The organism is Streptomyces sp. NPDC001270, from assembly GCF_042896695.1.
Classification (GTDB): Bacteria; Actinomycetota; Actinomycetes; order Streptomycetales; family Streptomycetaceae; genus Streptomyces.
Genome location: NZ_JBIAXM010000017.1, coordinates 122,044 through 139,617, shown reverse-complemented (window position 1 = coordinate 139,617; position 17,574 = coordinate 122,044). Strand labels below are relative to the sequence as shown.

18 protein-coding genes are annotated in these 17,574 nt (G+C 69.5%); 1 reads left to right on the top strand and 17 read right to left on the bottom strand.

The annotated features are described in order from the left end of the window. Nucleotides 1–132: 132 nt before the first annotated feature. Nucleotides 133–1,965, top strand: a complete 1,833-nt coding sequence (locus ACFY2B_RS27425; protein ID WP_390765727.1) for a glycosyl hydrolase family 18 protein — start codon at nucleotides 133–135, stop codon at nucleotides 1,963–1,965. 93 nt (nucleotides 1,966–2,058) lie between these two features. Here the strand turns inward: ACFY2B_RS27425 and ACFY2B_RS27420 are convergent, their stop codons facing one another. The 17 genes from ACFY2B_RS27420 to rpmE form a co-directional block, all read right to left on the bottom strand. Then, a complete protein-coding gene (locus tag ACFY2B_RS27420) occupies nucleotides 2,059–2,505 on the bottom strand; it encodes a DUF2550 domain-containing protein (protein WP_376530344.1) in 447 nt (148 codons plus the stop codon). 157 nt (nucleotides 2,506–2,662) lie between these two features. Continuing rightward, nucleotides 2,663–3,037, bottom strand: coding sequence for a F0F1 ATP synthase subunit epsilon (locus ACFY2B_RS27415; protein ID WP_389013182.1), 375 nt, complete (start codon nucleotides 3,035–3,037; stop codon nucleotides 2,663–2,665). A 129-nt stretch (nucleotides 3,038–3,166) separates the two neighbouring features. Further along, on the bottom strand, nucleotides 3,167–4,603 hold the full coding sequence (atpD, locus tag ACFY2B_RS27410; RefSeq protein WP_390765726.1) for a F0F1 ATP synthase subunit beta: 1,437 nt from the start codon (nucleotides 4,601–4,603) through the stop codon (nucleotides 3,167–3,169). Further along, nucleotides 4,603–5,517, bottom strand: coding sequence for a F0F1 ATP synthase subunit gamma (locus tag ACFY2B_RS27405; RefSeq protein ID WP_390765725.1), 915 nt, complete (start codon nucleotides 5,515–5,517; stop codon nucleotides 4,603–4,605). Before ACFY2B_RS27405 ends, atpD begins: the two co-directional genes overlap by 1 nt. Before the next feature lie 21 nt (nucleotides 5,518–5,538). After that, nucleotides 5,539–7,131 carry a F0F1 ATP synthase subunit alpha gene (gene atpA, locus ACFY2B_RS27400; RefSeq protein WP_390765724.1) on the bottom strand — a complete coding sequence of 531 codons (1,593 nt, stop codon included), beginning with the start codon at nucleotides 7,129–7,131 and terminating at the stop codon, nucleotides 5,539–5,541. Between the two features lie 133 nt (nucleotides 7,132–7,264). Next, nucleotides 7,265–8,080 (bottom strand): F0F1 ATP synthase subunit delta, encoded by an 816-nt coding sequence (locus ACFY2B_RS27395; protein ID WP_390765723.1) that lies wholly within the window; start codon nucleotides 8,078–8,080, stop codon nucleotides 7,265–7,267. Beyond that, nucleotides 8,077–8,622 (bottom strand): F0F1 ATP synthase subunit B, encoded by a 546-nt coding sequence (locus tag ACFY2B_RS27390; protein ID WP_390765722.1) that lies wholly within the window; start codon nucleotides 8,620–8,622, stop codon nucleotides 8,077–8,079. The genes ACFY2B_RS27395 and ACFY2B_RS27390 overlap by 4 nt, the downstream gene beginning before the upstream one ends. A gap of 42 nt (nucleotides 8,623–8,664) precedes the next feature. Continuing rightward, nucleotides 8,665–8,895, bottom strand: coding sequence for an ATP synthase F0 subunit C (atpE, locus tag ACFY2B_RS27385; protein ID WP_376530358.1), 231 nt, complete (start codon nucleotides 8,893–8,895; stop codon nucleotides 8,665–8,667). Between the two features lie 73 nt (nucleotides 8,896–8,968). Beyond that, nucleotides 8,969–9,790, bottom strand: a complete 822-nt coding sequence (gene atpB, locus ACFY2B_RS27380; RefSeq protein ID WP_390765721.1) for a F0F1 ATP synthase subunit A — start codon at nucleotides 9,788–9,790, stop codon at nucleotides 8,969–8,971. 225 nt (nucleotides 9,791–10,015) lie between these two features. Then, nucleotides 10,016–10,462, bottom strand: coding sequence for a hypothetical protein (locus ACFY2B_RS27375; protein WP_390765720.1), 447 nt, complete (start codon nucleotides 10,460–10,462; stop codon nucleotides 10,016–10,018). A 303-nt stretch (nucleotides 10,463–10,765) separates the two neighbouring features. Beyond that, nucleotides 10,766–12,097 (bottom strand): MraY family glycosyltransferase, encoded by a 1,332-nt coding sequence (locus tag ACFY2B_RS27370; protein ID WP_390765719.1) that lies wholly within the window; start codon nucleotides 12,095–12,097, stop codon nucleotides 10,766–10,768. Nucleotides 12,098–12,235: 138 nt separating this feature from the next. Beyond that, a complete protein-coding gene (glyA, locus tag ACFY2B_RS27365; RefSeq protein ID WP_390765718.1) occupies nucleotides 12,236–13,477 on the bottom strand; it encodes a serine hydroxymethyltransferase in 1,242 nt (413 codons plus the stop codon). Nucleotides 13,478–13,546: 69 nt separating this feature from the next. Beyond that, nucleotides 13,547–14,203: a protein-tyrosine-phosphatase gene (locus ACFY2B_RS27360; protein WP_390765717.1), complete on the bottom strand. Its 657-nt coding sequence runs from the start codon at nucleotides 14,201–14,203 to the stop codon at nucleotides 13,547–13,549. 61 nt (nucleotides 14,204–14,264) lie between these two features. Next, nucleotides 14,265–14,912 (bottom strand): L-threonylcarbamoyladenylate synthase, encoded by a 648-nt coding sequence (locus ACFY2B_RS27355; RefSeq protein ID WP_376530371.1) that lies wholly within the window; start codon nucleotides 14,910–14,912, stop codon nucleotides 14,265–14,267. 88 nt (nucleotides 14,913–15,000) lie between these two features. After that, nucleotides 15,001–15,840, bottom strand: a complete 840-nt coding sequence (gene prmC / locus ACFY2B_RS27350) for a peptide chain release factor N(5)-glutamine methyltransferase (protein WP_390765716.1) — start codon at nucleotides 15,838–15,840, stop codon at nucleotides 15,001–15,003. An 88-nt stretch (nucleotides 15,841–15,928) separates the two neighbouring features. Then, on the bottom strand, nucleotides 15,929–16,996 hold the full coding sequence (prfA, locus tag ACFY2B_RS27345; RefSeq protein ID WP_390765715.1) for a peptide chain release factor 1: 1,068 nt from the start codon (nucleotides 16,994–16,996) through the stop codon (nucleotides 15,929–15,931). Between the two features lie 109 nt (nucleotides 16,997–17,105). Beyond that, nucleotides 17,106–17,330: a 50S ribosomal protein L31 gene (gene rpmE, locus ACFY2B_RS27340; RefSeq protein WP_014675000.1), complete on the bottom strand. Its 225-nt coding sequence runs from the start codon at nucleotides 17,328–17,330 to the stop codon at nucleotides 17,106–17,108. Nucleotides 17,331–17,574 lie beyond the last annotated feature (244 nt).

The following is a 17,574-nucleotide window of genomic DNA, read 5'->3' as shown; positions in this document are numbered from 1 at the left end:
GACCTATTGACCCGTGGTCCAGACCTTTCTATTCTCGCGGCACTGTGGGCGTGAAGGCTCAGTCACGCCCCTGACACCCACGGTCACCGATTCTGGCGCCCCGGTGGCCGCAAACAGAAGAGGAGGCGCAGGATGCGCTTCAGACACAGAGCCGCGGCAGGGTTCGCGACCCTGTTGCTCCCCCTCGCCGGACTGGTCGGCCTCGCGGCCCCCGCGCAGGCCGCCGACTCCGCGACGGCCACCTACGCCAAAGCCTCGGACTGGGGAACCGGCTTCGAGGGCAAGTGGACCGTCAAGAACACCGGCACCACCTCGATCAGCTCCTGGACCATCGAGTGGGACTTCCCCTCCGGAACGTCCGTCACCTCGGCCTGGGACGCGGACGTCACGTCGTCCGGCACCCACTGGACCGCCAAGAACAAGTCCTACAACGGCGCCCTCGCCCCGGGCGCCTCGGTCTCCTTCGGCTTCAACGGCGCGGGCTCCGGCTCCCCGTCCAACTGCAAGCTGAACGGCGGCAGCTGTGACGGCGGCACGGTGCCGGGCGACAACCCGCCGTCCGCGCCGGGCACCCCGACCGCCTCGGGCATCACCAACACCTCGGTGAACCTGTCCTGGCCGGCGGCCACCGACGACAAGGGCGTCAAGAACTACGACGTGCTGCGCGACGGCGCCAAGGTCGCCACCGTCACGGCCACCTCCTCCCCCTCCTACACGGACAGCGGTCTGACCGCGGGCACCGACTACTCGTACACCGTCCAGGCCCGTGACACCGCCGACCAGACCGGCCCGGCCAGCGCCGCGGTCGCCGTGCACACCACCGGCGGCGGCACCAACCCCCCGCCCACCGGTAACGCGGTCAAGCTCGGCTACTTCACCGAGTGGGGCATCTACGGCCGCAACTACAACGTCAAGAACCTGGTGACGTCCGGCTCCGCGTCCAAGATCACGCACATCAACTACGCCTTCGGCAACGTGACCAACGGCCAGTGCGCGATCGGCGACTCCTACGCCGACTACGACAAGGCGTTCACCGCCGACCAGTCCGTCAGCGGTGTCGCCGACACCTGGGACCAGCCGCTGCGCGGCAACTTCAACCAGCTGCGCCAGCTGAAGGCCAAGTACCCGAACATCAAGATCCTGTGGTCCTTCGGCGGCTGGACCTGGTCCGGCGGCTTCACCCAGGCCGCGCAGAACCCGGCCGCCTTCGCGCAGTCCTGCTACAACCTGGTCGAGGACCCGCGCTGGGCCGACGTCTTCGACGGCATCGACATCGACTGGGAGTACCCGAACGCCTGCGGTCTGAGCTGTGACGCCAGCGGCCGGGACGCCTTCAAGAACCTGATGTCGGCGCTGCGCGCCAAGTTCGGCTCCACCTACCTGGTCACCGCGGCCACCACGGCCGACGGCTCCTCCGGCGGCAAGATCGACGCCACCGACTACGCGGGCGCCTCGCAGTACGTCGACTGGTACAACGTGATGACGTACGACTTCTTCGGCGCCTGGGCCGCCCAGGGCCCGACCGCTCCGCACTCCCCGCTCACCTCGTACAGCGGCATCCCGACGGCCGGCTTCACCACGGCCGACGCGATGGCCAAGTACAAGGCGCAGGGCGTGCCCGCGAAGAAGCTGCTCATCGGCATCGGCTTCTACGGGCGCGGCTGGACCGGCGTCACCCAGGACGCCCCGGGCGGCACCGCCACCGGAGCCGCGCCGGGCACCTACGAGGCGGGCATCGAGGACTACAAGGTGCTCAAGACGTCCTGCCCGGTCACCGGCACGGTCGCGGGCACGGCCTACGCGAAGTGCGGCAGCAACTGGTGGTCGTACGACACTCCGGCGACCATCGGCACGAAGATGTCGTGGGCCAAGACCCAGGGTCTGGGCGGCGCCTTCTTCTGGGAGTTCAGCGGTGACACCAGCAACGGTGAACTGGTGAGCGCCATCAACAGCGGCCTGTCGTAGCACCGTTCGCGGAGCCGGACGGTCCCGCGATGTTGACGGTTCCCCCGGACCGCCGTCCGGGGGAACCCCGGGAAAAGCAAAGGGTGAATGTGGCTAAGCCACATTCACCCTTTGTCCTGGCGGGGCCGCCTCGAGCCAGGCGAGGAAGCCGGTGAGCGCGTCCTCGCTCATGGCCAGTTCGAGGCGGACGCCCCGATGGGCACAGGCCAGGATGACGGCGTCGGAGAGCAGGGCCAGTTCCTCCTCGCCCTCCGGGACCCGGCGGCCGACCACCTCGATCGCGGAACGCTCCAGGAGGCGGCGCGGGCGGTAGGCGTAGGAGAAGACGCGGTACCACTCGATGCGGTCCCCGTTGTAGCGGGCGACCCCGTAGCTCCATCCTTTGCCGCTGGTGTCGGCTTTCTCCGGCACGTCCCAGCGCAGCGAGCAGTCGAACGTACCCCCGGAGCGCTGGATGAGCCGACGGCGCAGACCGAAGAGGAACAGCCCCACCACTACGAGCGCTACCACGACTCCGCACACAGTCAGAGCGAGGACCATCGGCACCGACCTCCTCGTCTCCTAGGTAACGGAACGGAAAAAACACCCACATCTGCCTCAGCCGCGGCTGGTGCCGGATCCCTCCGGTACCAGCCGCGGCTGAGTAAGTCTTCACACGACGCTCCCCGGAACCCTGAGGCCCGGGAGGCGTCCCCGGTCAGCGCGCCGTCGCCGCCCGCAGGCGGACGTCCGCACGCCGCTCGGCGGTGGCATCGCCCTCCGCGCGGGCGCGTTCCAACTCGCGCTCCGCGCGCTGGACATCGATCTCGTCCGACAGCTCGGCGATCTCGGCCAGCAGCGACAGCTTGTCGTCCGCGAAGGAGATGAAACCGCCGTGCACCGCGGCGACGACCGTTCCGCCATCACTCGTACGGATGGTCACCGGGCCCGACTCCAGCACACCGAGCAGCGGCTGGTGACCGGGCATGACACCGATGTCGCCGGACGTGGTACGCGCGACGACCAGAGTGGCCTCACCGGACCAGACCTGACGGTCGGCGGCGACCAGCTCGACGTGCAGCTCAGCAGCCAAGGGTGGCTCCTCGGGTCACCACCCGGCTGGGGTGCCGGGTGTTGGGGTCAATTCTAATGGGAGTGGAGAGAGGGGCCGGACACCCCCCTGACGGGATGCGTCCGCGCCCCTCTCGCACCGGCACCGGGCTCAGGAGACGCCCAGCTCCTTCGCGTTGGCCTTGAGGTCCTCAAGACCACCGCACATGAAGAACGCCTGCTCGGGGAAGTGGTCGTACTCACCGTCGCAGATCGCGTTGAACGCGGCGATCGACTCGTCCAGCGGCACGTCCGAGCCGTCCACGCCGGTGAACTGCTTGGCGACGTGAGTGTTCTGGGACAGGAACCGCTCCACCCGGCGGGCCCGGTGGACGACGAGCTTGTCCTCCTCGCCCAGCTCGTCGATGCCGAGGATGGCGATGATGTCCTGGAGGTCCTTGTACTTCTGCAGGATCGTCTTGACGCGCATCGCCGCGCCGTAGTGGTCCTGCGAGATGTAGCGCGGGTCCAGGATCCGGGACGTGGAGTCCAGCGGGTCCACGGCCGGGTAGATGCCCTTCTCGGAGATCGGACGGGAGAGCACCGTCGTCGCGTCGAGGTGGGCGAAGGTGGTGGCCGGGGCCGGGTCGGTCAGGTCGTCCGCGGGGATGTAGATCGCCTGCATCGAGGTGATCGAGTGACCGCGGGTCGAGGTGATGCGCTCCTGGAGGAGGCCCATCTCGTCGGCCAGGTTCGGCTGATAGCCCACCGCGGAGGGCATGCGGCCGAGCAGGGTCGACACCTCGGAACCGGCCTGGGTGAAGCGGAAGATGTTGTCGATGAAGAACAGCACGTCCTGCTTCTGGACGTCACGGAAGTACTCGGCCATGGTGAGGCCGGCCAGCGCGACGCGCAGACGGGTGCCCGGGGGCTCGTCCATCTGGCCGAAGACCAGCGCGGTCTTGTCGATGACGCCCGACTCGGACATCTCCTCGATCAGGTCGTTGCCCTCACGGGTGCGCTCACCGACACCGGCGAACACGGAGACACCGTCGTGGTTGTTGGCGACACGGTAGATCATCTCCTGGATGAGCACCGTCTTGCCGACGCCGGCGCCGCCGAACAGGCCGATCTTGCCGCCCTTGACGTACGGGGTGAGCAGGTCGACGACCTTCACGCCCGTCTCGAACATCTCCGTCTTCGACTCCAGCTCGTCGAAGTTCGGGGCCTTGCGGTGGATCGGCCAGCGCTCGCCGGCGTAGGTCTCGTCGACGTTCAGTACCTCACCGAGGGTGTTGAACACCTTGCCCTTGGTGAAGTCACCGACGGGGACGGAGATGGCGGAGCCGGTGTCCGTCACCGGGGCCTGGCGGACCAGACCGTCGGTGGGCTGCATGGAGATGGTACGGACCAGGCCGTCACCCAGGTGCTGGGCGACCTCCAGGGTCAGTGTCTTCTTCTCGCCCTCGTTCGCCGGGTCGGCGACGTCCACGTGCAGGGCGTTGTAGATGTCCGGCATCGCGTCGACGGGGAACTCCACGTCGACGACCGGGCCGATGACCCGGGCGACGCGGCCCGTGGCCGTCGCGGTCTCAACAGTGGTGGTCATTAGCGGTCACTCCCCGCGGTCGCGTCGGCCAGGGCGCTCGCGCCACCGACGATCTCGCTGATTTCCTGGGTGATTTCGGCCTGGCGGGCCGCGTTGGCAAGCCGGGAGAGCGTGTTGATCAGCTCGCCCGCGTTGTCGGTGGCCGACTTCATCGCGCGCCGCGTGGCGGCGTGCTTCGAAGCGGCCGACTGGAGCAGCGCGTTGTAGATACGGCTCTCCACATAGCGCGGCAGCAGGGCGTCGAGGACGTCCTCCGCCGAGGGCTCGAAGTCGTACAGCGGAAGGATCTCGCCCTTGGGCTGCTCCTCCGCCACCTCGTCGAGGCGCAGCGGCAGCAGTCGGGCGTCCAGCGCCGTCTGCGTCATCATCGACACGAACTCGGTGTAGACGATGTGGAGTTCGTCCACCCCGCCGTCCGCCGTGTCCTGCTCGATGGCTTCGATCAGGGGCGCCGCGACCCTCTTGGCGTCCGCGTAGGTCGGCTCGTCGGTGAAGCCGGTCCACGACTCCGTGACCTTGCGCTCACGGAAGTTGTAGTGGGCCAGCCCACGACGGCCGACGACATACGTGTCGACCTGCTTGCCCTCGCGCTCCAGGCGCTCGGTCAGCTGCTCCGCCGCCTTGATGGCGTTGGAGTTGAAGGCGCCGGCCAGGCCGCGGTCGCTCGTCAGGAGCAGGACCGCGACACGGGTCGGGTTCTCCGCCTCCGTGGTGAGCGGGTGCCTGGTGTTCGAACCGGTGCCGACCGCCGTGACCGCGCGGGTCAGTTCCTGCGCGTACGGCGTGGAGGCCACCACCTTGCGCTGCGCCTTGACGACGCGCGAGGCGGCGATCATCTCCATCGCCTTGGTGATCTTCTTGGTCGCGGTGACGGATCGGATGCGACGCTTGTAGACCCGGAGCTGGGCTCCCATGAGTCAGGTCCCTTCCTTACGTCACTTGGCGGCAGCGGCCGGAGCGTCCTCGCCGAGCAGCTTGCCGTCGGAGGTCTCGAACTGCTTCTTGAAGTCCACGACCGAGTCCGCGACGGCCGTCAGCGTGTCGTCGGACATCTTGCCGCCCTCCCGGATGGAGGTCATGAGGCCCTGCTCCTTGCGGTGCAGGTACTCCAGCAGCTCCTTCTCGAAGCGGCGGATGTCGGCGACCGGCACGTCGTCCATCCGGCCGGTGGTGCCGGCCCAGACGGAGACGACCTGGTCCTCGGTGGACATCGGCTGGTACTGGTCCTGCTTCAGCAGCTCGACCATGCGCTGACCGCGCTCCAGCTGGGACTTGGAGGCGGCGTCCAGGTCGGAACCGAAGGCGGCGAACGCCTCCAGCTCACGGAACTGGGCGAGGTCGACGCGGAGCCGGCCGGAGACCTGCTTCATCGCCTTGTGCTGGGCGGAGCCACCGACGCGGGAGACCGAGATACCGACGTTCAGGGCCGGCCGCTGACCGGCGTTGAACAGGTCGGACTCCAGGAAGCACTGGCCGTCGGTGATGGAGATGACGTTGGTCGGGATGAACGCCGACACGTCGTTGGCCTTGGTCTCCACGATCGGCAGACCGGTCATCGAACCGGCACCCATCTCGTCGGAGAGCTTGGCGCAGCGCTCCAGGAGCCGGGAGTGCAGGTAGAAGACGTCGCCCGGGTATGCCTCGCGGCCCGGCGGGCGGCGCAGCAGCAGGGACACGGCGCGGTAGGCGTCGGCCTGCTTCGAGAGGTCGTCGAAGATGATCAGGACGTGCTTGCCCTGGTACATCCAGTGCTGGCCGATGGCCGAGCCGGTGTAGGGCGACAGGTACTTGAAGCCGGCCGGGTCGGACGCCGGGGCGGCGACGATGGTCGTGTACTCCAGCGCACCGTTCTCCTCCAGCGCGCGGCGGACCGACGCGATGGTGGAGCCCTTCTGGCCGATGGCGACGTAGATGCAGCGGACCTGCTTGTTCGGGTCGCCCGTGCGCCAGTTGTCCCGCTGGTTGATGATCGTGTCGACGGCCAGGGCGGTCTTGCCGGTCTGACGGTCACCGATGATCAGCTGGCGCTGGCCGCGGCCGATCGGGGTCATCGCGTCGACGGCCTTGTAGCCCGTCTCCATCGGCTCGTGCACGGACTTGCGCTGCATGACCGTGGGGGCCTGCAGTTCGAGTGCGCGGCGGCCGTCGGTCTCGATCTCGCCGAGGCCGTCGATCGGGTTGCCGAGCGGGTCGACGACGCGGCCGAGGTAGCCCTCGCCGACCGCGACGGAGAGGACCTCACCGGTGCGCTGCACCGGCTGCCCCTCCTCGACGCCGCTGAACTCACCGAGGACGATGGCACCGATCTCGCGCTCTTCCAGGTTCAGCGCGAGGCCGAGGGTGCCGTCCTCGAACTTCAGCAGTTCGTTGGCCATGGCCGAGGGGAGGCCCTCGACCTTCGCGATGCCGTCGCCGGCAAGGGTGACCGTACCGACCTCCTCGCGCGAGGCCGCGTCCGGCTTGTACGACTGGACGAAGTTCTCCAGCGCGTCCCGGATCTCCTCCGGCCGGATCGTGAGCTCCGCCATCTGGGTTCCCTGCTCTCCTTGTTGGGCCCGAAGTTTCACTTTGGGGGGATGGGGACTCCCCCCATCAGGAGGTGAATCCTCTGTACGGCCCAACCAGGGCCGCCATCAGTACGTACTGCTTATTGAGTTGCTGCTAGCCGGCCATCCGGCGGGCGGCGTCCTCCAGCCGGTCGGCGACCGAGCCGTTGATGACCTCGTCCCCGACCTGCACCCGGATACCGCCGACGACCTCTGGGTCCACATCGAGGTTGAGGTGCATCGTGCGGCCGTAGAGCTTCGTCAGGGCCGTGCCCAGGCGCCGCTTCTGCGTGTCGCTCAGCGGTACCGCCGAGGTGACGACGGCGACCATGCGGTCCCTGCGCTCGGCGGCGAGCTTGGACAGGGATTCGATTCCCGCCTCCAGGCTACGTCCACGCGGCGCGGTCACCAGGCGCGTCACCAGGCGCTCGGTCGTCACGTCGGCCCGGCCGCCGAGCAGCCGGCGCAGCAGCTCGGCCTTGGCCGAGGCGCGGGCACTACGGTCGGTGAGCGCGGCGCGCAGCTCCGTGTTCGAGGAGACGATCCGGCCGAACCGGAACAGCTCGTCCTCGACGCTGTCGAGGCGGCCCACCTGCTGGGCGGCCGTGAGGTCGGCCACGTCGGCCAGCTCCTCCAGCGCGTCCACCAGGTCGCGCGGCTGCGACCAGCGGGAGCGGACCAGGCCGGACAGCAGGTCCGTGGCCGGGCCGCTGATCTGGCCGCCCACCAGGCGCCGGACCAGCTCGGCCTTGGCCTCCCCGGCCTGCGCCGGGTCGGTGAGGACCCGGCGCAGTGACACCTCGCGGTCGAGCAGCGCGGTGACGGCCGCCAGCTCGTCGGCGAGCTGCGTCGCGTCCACGGACGTGCCGTCCGTCAGCGCGTCGAGCCGCTCACGTGCGGCTGCCAGTGCCTCGCGGCTCGCTCCGTTCATCGCGCGGCCTCGGCCTTCTCGTCAAGCTCGTCGAGGAAGCGGTCGATCACGCGGCTCTGCCGGGCGTGGTCCTCGAGGGACTCGCCGACGAGCTTGCCGGCCAGTTCGGTGGCGAGCTTGCCGACGTCCTGGCGCAGCGCGGCCGAGGCGGCCTTGCGGTCGGCCTCGATCTGGGTGTGACCGGCGGCGACGATCTCCTCGCGCTGCCGCTGGCCCTCGGCCCGCATCTCGGAGATGAGCGCGGCACCCTGCTCCTGCGCCTCCTGGCGCAGTCGCGCGGCCTCGTGCCGGGCCTCGGCGAGCTGGGCCTTGTACTGCTCAAGGACGCTCTGGGCCTCGGTCTGAGCGGCCTCGGCCTTCTCGATACCGCCCTCGATGGCCTCGCGGCGCTGCTCCAGAACCTTGTTGATGTTCGGAAGGAGCTTCCAGGCGAGGAAGCCGAAGACGATGACGAAGGCGATCAGGCCGATGACAAGCTCGGGGATCGGCGGGACGAGGGGGTTTTCGCTCTCCTCGGCCGCCAGAATGAGCAGCTGGCTCATGTCAGTGCCTTTCGTCTAGTCGGCTGGTCGTGGATCGCTAGATCACTTGCCGTAGACGAACGGCATGACCAGACCGATGAGGGCGAGCGCCTCACAGAAGGCGAAGCCGAGGATCTGGTTGGCGCGGATCAGGCCGGCCGCCTCGGGCTGGCGGGCCAGGGCCTGGGTGCCGTTGCCGAAGATGATGCCGACGCCGACGCCGGGGCCGATGGCGGCCAGGCCGTAACCGATGGAACCGAGCGAGCCGGAGACGGCGGCAAGGGTCTGGAGCATGCCAGTTCTTCCTTCTTCTTTACGGACCGGTGGGGGTTGGCCACCGGACGATCAGGGGGTTGGGTACGGGGCCTCAGTGGTGCTCGGCGAGGGCGCCCTGGATGTAGGTGCAGGTCAGCAGCACGAAGACGTACGCCTGCAGCGCCTGGATGAACAGCTCGAAGGCCGTCATCACCAGGGTCATGATGAAGCTGACGCCGGCGTAGGCGACGCCGATGCCGTTCAGCAGGTACCAGCTGGCGATGGTGAACAGCAGCAGCAGGGTGTGGCCCGCGAACATGTTCGCGAAGAGTCGCACCGCGTGGGTGAAGGGCCGCACGAGCAGGTTCGAGAAGAACTCGATGAGCATCGCCAGGGGCAACACCGGGCCGAGCGACTTGTCGTAGCCGGTGACGTTCTTGAAGAACCCGACGAACCCGTGCCGCTTGAAGGTCAGCGAGACCCACAGGACATAGACGACCAGGGCCAGGATCGCCGGGTAGGCGATGATCGACGTGACCGGGAACTGGGCGACCGGGATGATCGACCACAGGTTCATCATCCACACGAAGAAGAACAGCGAGACGATGAGCGGTACGTACTTCTCGCCCTCCTTCTTGCCGATCGTCTCGTACACGACACCGCGCCGGATGAAGTCGTAGCCCGTCTCGGCCACCATCTGCAGCTTGCCGGGCACGACCTTCGGCTTGCGGAAGGCAGCCCAGAAGAATCCGACGACGATGATCGAACCGAGCAGCGCCAACAGCATCGGCTTGTTGAAGTACAGGTTGCTGTCGGCGTCGCCCCAGAGGGGCTTGAACAGGAACGAGTGCAGGCCCGGAGCGGGGAAGCCACAGCCGTCGAAGATGTGGCAGTCGGTCTCGAAGGCGAGCACCTGCGTCGGGTCAGCACTCACCGCGGGCTCCTTCTGCGTGGCGCATGGGTACGGCAACCTCGTTGTGTCGGCGCGGCACACGGCCGCGGTTCGGCACCGGACTGGTGTTACGGATGTGGGGGCGGCTTGGGGGCATCTCGCCTCGCGATTGAGCAGGCGTCAGCTCAAATGCCCGCGCCCGCGATGCCGCAGTTGGCACCGGACGATAGCAGCATCTCTCAGGCGTCTTTATCCCGGCCCTACCTCTCACGACGAGTGACCAGTCGTCTCGGACCGGTCACCGGTCGGAGATGGGGTCGAATCAGGCTGGACGTAGAGGATCTTGGACTTCATGTGCGCACGCGTCTGCGCGGCGATCCAGGTGAGGGTGCCGGCGACGAGCGTGAGCGCGAAGGCCCGTGGGTTGAACAGCGTCGTGTTCTTGAACACCGCGACGAACACGAACAGCAGCAGGATCTGCGCTGTGTAGAGCATCAGGCCCATGGCCTGGAACAGATGCGGAAGCGATACGGCGGTCCGCTGGAGAGCGTAGAGGCCGAGCCCCATGAACAGGATCACGATGACCGCCGCGACGACCGCCCCGAGCGCGCCCTTGCCACCCGCGACCACCGCACTGACGACGGCGGCGAGCGCGCCGACGGCAGCCGTGGGCACGGCGGCCTGGGCCAGGGTCCGGACGTCATTGGACGGCATGGCGGCAACTCCGCTTTTCACAGGGGGCGTGGGGTGTCGTCATGGACGAGCGTAGCCCCGGGCCGAGTAGGGCAGACCTCGCACCGATGGGCTGCGGTAGCGCGGTCCGTCGGCTCTGTCCGGGGTTCTCGTGAACCGTATCACAAACTATTTGATGAGGTCTTTACCTGGTAGGTGTGCTCGCTGTCACACATGAGAGTGAAGCTGCGCGTCTGTGCAAAAACCCGGCTCAGTTGTCTGGTATTAGGGGCTTTTGCTCCCCCACGAGTTGGCAATGCTCTAGTCAGATTCTTACCTTGAGCGTCAGCGCGACGTACCGGCATTGCGCCTATCCAGGAGGCGCGAACGGGGTCCGACCGCACTCGCTCCGTTGACCCCGGGCGCCCCCGCGGTGACCGGAGTGCGCTGTTCGTCCTCGGCCGGAGCCGGCGACGGGCAGGGCTCCACGGCGTCGGCCGCCACGGCCCTCCGACGCCGGTAGCGGGGCGGCACGAAGCGCTCGGCCCAGCGCGGGGCGCGGGGCGTGAACCGGGGCAGCAGGAGCAGCCCCAGACCGATCGCGCTGAGGAAGACCACGCCGAGCACGATCCACATGGACGCGGAGTTCACGGAGTAGGCCAGCGCCCCGAAACCGATCAGCGCGGACCAGAAGTACATGATCAGCACCGCCCGGCTGTGCGAGTGGCCGATCATGAGCAGCCGGTGGTGCAGGTGCCCGCGGTCGGCGGCGAACGGCGACTGGCCCCGCCAGGTCCGGCGGACGATCGCCAGCACCAGGTCGGCGGCCGGCAGCGCGATGATCGTCAGCGGCAGCAGCAGCGGGATGTAGACCGGCACCGTCTGGTGCACCGCCGCCTTCTCGGAGCCGGTGAACAGGGCCAGCGCGTCCGGGTCGACCTGCCCCGTGATGGAGATCGCACCCGCGGCCAGCACGAGGCCCAGCAGCATCGAGCCGGAGTCGCCCATGAAGATCCGCGCCGGGTGCATGTTGTGCGGCAGGAAGCCCAGGCACATGCCCATCAGGATCGCCGCGAACAAGGTGGCCGGGGCGGCGGCCTCGATGCCGTACGAGTACCAGATCCGGTAGGCGTACAGGAAGAACGCCGCGGCGGCGATGCACACCATGCCGGAGGCGAGGCCGTCCAGGCCGTCCACGAAGTTCACCGCGTTGATCGTGACGACGACCAGCGCCACCGTCAGCAGCGTGCCCTGCCACGGGGTCAGCGCCACGTTCCCGACGCCCGGGATGGGCAGCCACAGGATCGTCAGACCCTGCATGACCATCACGCCCGCCGCGATCATCTGCCCGCCCAGCTTGATCAGGGCGTCGATCTCGAACTTGTCGTCCAGGACGCCGATCAGCCAGATCAGCGCGGCCCCGGACAGCAGCGCACGCGGCTCGTTGGACTTGGTGAAGACCTCGTTGAGATTGGTCAGGTGATCGGCCACCAGCAGGCCCGCACACAGGCCGAAGAACATGGCGATCCCGCCGAGACGCGGAGTGGGCTCCCGGTGCACGTCACGGGCCCGGATCTCCGGCATCGCACCGGCCACGATCGCGAACTTCCGTACCGGCCCTGTCAGCAGGTACGTCACCGCGGCCGTGACACAGAGCGTCAGCAGGTATTCACGCACAGGCTTCCCCACAGGTCTCGCTGGCCATCACAGCCCCACACCCTAGCGAGGGACGCATATGTATGGGGACTTCCGGGTAGCGACGATGGTTGCACGCATGGCTGTGCAGCAGGTGCACGGTCCTGCGCCTACCCTCGCTCAGCCGGGATACGGCGGAAATCTACCGGCAAGCTCGCGCACCTCGTCACGGGCCCCTGCCGGATCGACGTCCCCGCGCAGCACTTCGGCCAGCAGCGCCCCGATCCTGGCCAGTTCCGCGTCCCCCATGCCCTGGGTGGTCACCGCCGCGGTGCCCAGGCGCAGCCCGCGGGCGTGCCCGTGCGGCAGCACACAGCTGTCGAGGACCAGCCCGGCGGCGGCCAGCAGGCCCCGCGCGGCCCGCCCGTCGACACCGAGCGGCGCCGGATCGGCGGTGATCAGATGGGTGTCCGTGCCGCCGGTGGTCACGGCGAGGCCCTGGGCGGCCAGCTCGGCCGCGAGCACCCGTGCGCCCGCGACCACCTGCCGGGCGTACGCGGCGAACGCCGCAGTGGCCGCCTCGCCGAACGCGACCGCCTTCGCGGCGACGGCGTTCATCTGGGCGCCGGCCTGGGTGAACGGGAACACCGCCCGGTCGACCCGCTCGGCCAGGTCGGCCCCGCACAGCAGCATCCCGCCGCGCGGCCCGCGCAGCACCTTGTGCGTGGTGGCGCAGACGATGTCGGCGTACGGCACCGGGCTGGGCGCCGCCTTCCCCGCGACGAGCCCGATCGGGTGGGCGGCGTCCGCGATGAGGTAGGCGCCGACCTCGTCGGCCACCTCGCGGAAGAAGGCATAGTCCAGGTGCCGGGGGTAGGCGATCGACCCGCACACGATCGCCTTGGGCCGGTGCGAGCGGGCCAGCGCCCGCACCTGGTCCTGGTCGACGAGCCCGGTCTCCGCGTCCACCCCGTACCCCACGAAGTCGAACCAGCGGCCGGAGAAGTTGGCGGGCGAGCCGTGGGTGAGGTGGCCGCCGTAGGACAGCCCCAGGGCGAGGACGGTGTCCCCGGGGCGCAGCAGGGCGGCGTACGCGGCGAGCACGGCGGAGGAGCCGGAGTGCGGCTGGACGTTGGCGTGCGCGGCCCCGAACAGTGCCTTGGCCCGGTCGACGGCCAGCCGCTCGGCGACGTCCACCAGTTCGCAGCCGCCGTGGTAGCGGGCGCCCGGGTAGCCCTCGGCGTACTTGTTGGCGAGCGGCGAGCCCAGCGCCGCCAGCACGGCCGGTGAGGTGTAGTTCTCGGCCGCGCTGAGCTGGAGGGTCGTCGACTGCCGGGCCAGTTCGCCCAGCAGGACCTCGGCCATCTCGGGATCCTGCCGGCGCAGCACATCGGTCGGTGCGAGCGTGTGGGTGACCGGCATCACGGGCTCCCGGCGGTCGACGGCGGCGTACGTCCAATGTAGGCCCGGGGCGGGTGGGGTGCGCGGTCGCTACATGTGTGCGGGAACGCCCGTCAGGGCCGTGACGACCGGGTCCAGAGCCTCGTGTATCTCGTCGCCGATGGACCGGAAGAAGGTCAGGGGGGCGCCGTAGGGGTCGTAGACCTCGTCGGCCTCGGCCGTGGGGGCCAGCAGCCAGCCGCGCAGCGCGGCGGCCGCCCGGACCAGCGCGCGGGCGCGCGCGACCAGCCCGTCCTCCAGCGGCGGCAGCGTCGTCGGGTCTATCGCGCGCACCAGCCGGGTGAACTCCTTCAACGTGAAGGTCCGCAGCCCGGCCGAATGGCCCATGGAGATGACCTGGGCCCGGTGGTCACGGGTCGCGGTCAGCACCAGGTCGGCCCTGATCACGTGCTCGTCGAGGAGTTCCCGGCCGGTGAAACCGGAGGCGTCCGCGCCGAACTCGGCCAGCACGGCTTCCGCGTTGGCCTCCATCGGCGCGCCCTCGTGGCCCCAGGTGCCCGCGCTCTCCACGATCAGCCCGCCGCCCAGGATGCCGAGCCGTTCCATGACGAAATGCCGGGTCAGCCGCTCGGTGATGGGCGAGCGGCACACGTTTCCGGTGCTGACGTGGAGGATGCGGAAGGTGTCGCGGGGAAAGCCGAAGGTCGTCGTCTCCTCCGCGCTGTACCCGGTTCCTATGCCGCCCATGGGGGTCCCCCCTGCCCGGGAGCAGCCGGGAGCGGGAGCCCGGGGGAGGTGTCAGGGGCCGTCAATTCGCCACCTCAAGGTCGGGTACGACCTTGCGCAGTTCCTCCGGGGAGAGCGCGCCCTCGCGCAGCAGCACCGGCACGTCACCCGTGACGTCGACGATCGACGACGGCACGTTGCCGGGGGTCGGGCCGCCGTCGAGGTAGACGGAGACGGAGTCGCCGAGCATCTGCTGGGCGGCGTCGCAGTCCTCCGGCGCCGGGTGGCCGGAGAGGTTGGCCGAGGAGACGGCCATCGGGCCGACCTCGGTCAGCAGTTCGATGGCGACCGGGTGCAGCGGCATGCGCACGGCGACCGTGCCCCGGGTCTCGCCGAGGTCCCACTGGAGGGACGGCTGGTGCTTGGCGACCAGGGTGAGGGCGCCCGGCCAGAACGCGTCGACCAGTTCCCACGCCTTCTCGGAGAAGTCCGTGACGAGGCCGTGCAGGGTGTTCGGGGAGCCGATGAGCACGGGCGAGGGCATGGCGCGGCCCCGGCCCTTGGCGTCCAGCAGATCGGCCACCGCCTCCGCGGAGAACGCGTCGGCCCCGATGCCGTAGACGGTGTCGGTCGGCAGGACCACGAGTTCGCCCCGGCGGACGGCGGACGCGGCCTCGCGCAGGCCGGTCGCGCGGTCGGTGGCGTCATTGGTGTCGTATCGCCGTGCCATGTCTAGCGGTCTCCTTCTGTTGTCGCTCGGGGCGCCTCCGGGGTGCCCGCGGCCGGCTCGCCCACTGCGGTGGGTGCGGGCGCCGGCCTCACGGCAGGGCCCTGCGGGCGGTCGCGAACCGGGGGCGGTTGTTGAGGTCGGGGTGGTCGGCCGCGTCGGCCCAGCCCCGTTCCTCGGTGAAGATCCACGGCACCTGACCGCCCTGGGTGTCCGCGTGCTCGATGACCACGACGCCGCCCGGGCGCAGCAGCCGGTGCGCGGCGCGCTCCAGGCCGCGGATCAGGTCGAGGCCGTCCTCGCCGGAGAACAGGGCCAGCTCCGGGTCGTAGTCGCGGGCCTCGGGGGCGACGTACTCCCACTCGGTGAGCGGGATGTACGGCGGGTTGGAGACGACGAGGTCGACCTGGCCGTCGAGGTCCCGGAAGGCGTCCAGGGCGTCGCCCTGGCGCAGGTCGACCCGGGAACCCGCCATGTTCTTACGGGTCCACTGGAGGGCGTCCTCGGACAGTTCCACGGCGTGCACGCGCGAGCGCGGCACCTCCTGGGCGAGGGCGAGCGCGATGGCGCCGGAACCGGTGCACAGGTCGACGATGAGCGGCTCGACCACGTCCATCGCGCGCACCGCGTCTATGGCCCAGCCGACCACCGACTCGGTCTCCGGCCGGGGCACGAACACGCCCGGCCCGACCTGGAGCTCCAGATACCGGAAGTAGGCCCGCCCGGTGATGTGCTGCAACGGCTCGCGCTGCTCGCGGCGGGCGATGACCTCCCAGTAGCGGGCGTCGAAGTCGGCGTCCCGCACGGAGTGCAACGCGCCCCGCTTCACGCCGTGCACGAACGCGGCGAGTTCCTCCGCGTCGTTGCGCGGCGAGGGCACGCCGGCGTCGGCGAGCCGCTGGGTGGCCTGGGCCACCTCCGCGAGCAGCACGCTGCGGGAGGTCGGGGGTCGCCCCCCAGAAGGTTGCTGCACGCTCGTCCTCCGGTGTTCGGTGCGTGGCCCAGTCGTCCTGAGCGCCTCAGGCGGCGGCCAGTTTCGCCGCCGAGTCCGCGTCGACACATGCCTGGATCACCGTGTCGAGGTCGCCGTCCAGGACCTGGTCCAGGTTGTACGCCTTGAAGCCGACGCGGTGGTCCGAGATGCGGTTCTCCGGGAAGTTGTACGTACGGATCTTCTCGGAGCGGTCGACGGTGCGGACCTGGCTGCGCCGGGCGTCGGCGGCTTCCTTCTCCGCCTCCTCCTGCGCGATGGCGAGCAGCCTGGAGCGCAGGATACGCAGAGCCTGCTCCTTGTTCTGCAACTGGCTCTTCTCGTTCTGGCAGGAGGCGACGACTCCGGTCGGAAGGTGCGTGATGCGCACCGCGGAGTCGGTGGTGTTCACGGACTGGCCGCCGGGTCCCGAGGACCGGTAGACGTCGATCCGCAGGTCGTTGGGGTTGATCTCCACGTCCACCTCCTCGGCCTCCGGGGTGACGAGGACACCGGCCGCCGAGGTGTGGATCCGGCCCTGGGACTCGGTGGCGGGCACCCGCTGCACGCGGTGCACTCCGCCCTCGTACTTCAGCCGGGCCCACACGCCCTGTCCCGGCTCGGTCTGCCCGCGGGTCTTCACCGCGACCTGGACGTCCTTGTAGCCGCCCAGCTCGGACTCGGTGGAGTCGATGATCTCGGTCTTCCAGCCGACGCGTTCGGCGTAGCGCAGGTACATGCGCAGCAGGTCGCCGGCGAACAGGGCGGACTCGTCGCCGCCCGCGCCCGCCTTGATCTCCAGGATGACGTCCTTGTCGTCGCTGGGGTCGCGCGGGACCAGCAGGAGGCGCAGCTTCTCGGTGAGTTCCTCGCGCTGCTTCTCCAGGTCCTTGACCTCGGCGGCGAACTCCGGGTCGTCGGCGGCCAGTTCGCGCGCCGTGTCGATGTCGTCGCCGGACTGCTTCCAGGAGCGGTAGGTGGCGACGATGGGAGTCAGCTCGGCGTAGCGCTTGTTGAGCTTGCGCGCGTTGGCCTGGTCGGCGTGGACCGACGGGTCGGCGAGCTGCCGCTCCAGGTCGGCGTGCTCACCGACGAGTTCCTCGACGGCCTCGAACATCTTGGGCTCCTGATACTGCTCGGAAAGCGGGGCGGCGGGCGACCAAAAACGCCGGTCCCGGGCGTGCCCCGGTGAGGGGCACGGCCGTGGACCGGCGAATGGGGGCTCGCTACTTCTTGGAGCCGGCGGCAGCCTTGCCGAAGCGGGCCTCGAAGCGGGCCACACGGCCACCGGTGTCGAGGATCTTCTGCTTGCCCGTGTAGAACGGGTGGCACTCGGAGCAGACCTCGGCCCGGATGGTGCCGGACTCGATGGTGCTACGGGTGGTGAACGACGCGCCGCAGGTGCAGCTGACCTGCGTCTCGACGTACGCGGGGTGGATGTCGCGCTTCAAGGTTTCTCCTAGTTTCCGGGAGGGCGCCGGGTCGCCGCTGCGGGGGTGCGGAGGCGTGAACCGGAGCCGACGTACCAGTCTGCCAGGACTGGGGCCATCCCCCAAAACCGGGGGTGTGGGGGATCTATTCCGCCTCCGGCCGGGGAGGGTGCGCCGGGGGATGGCAGGCCGGCGCCGGAGGCGGGTGCGGGGGGATGCGCGGCTGTGCACGCCGTGCCCCGCGCCCGCCCTCGCCTGCCGCCGG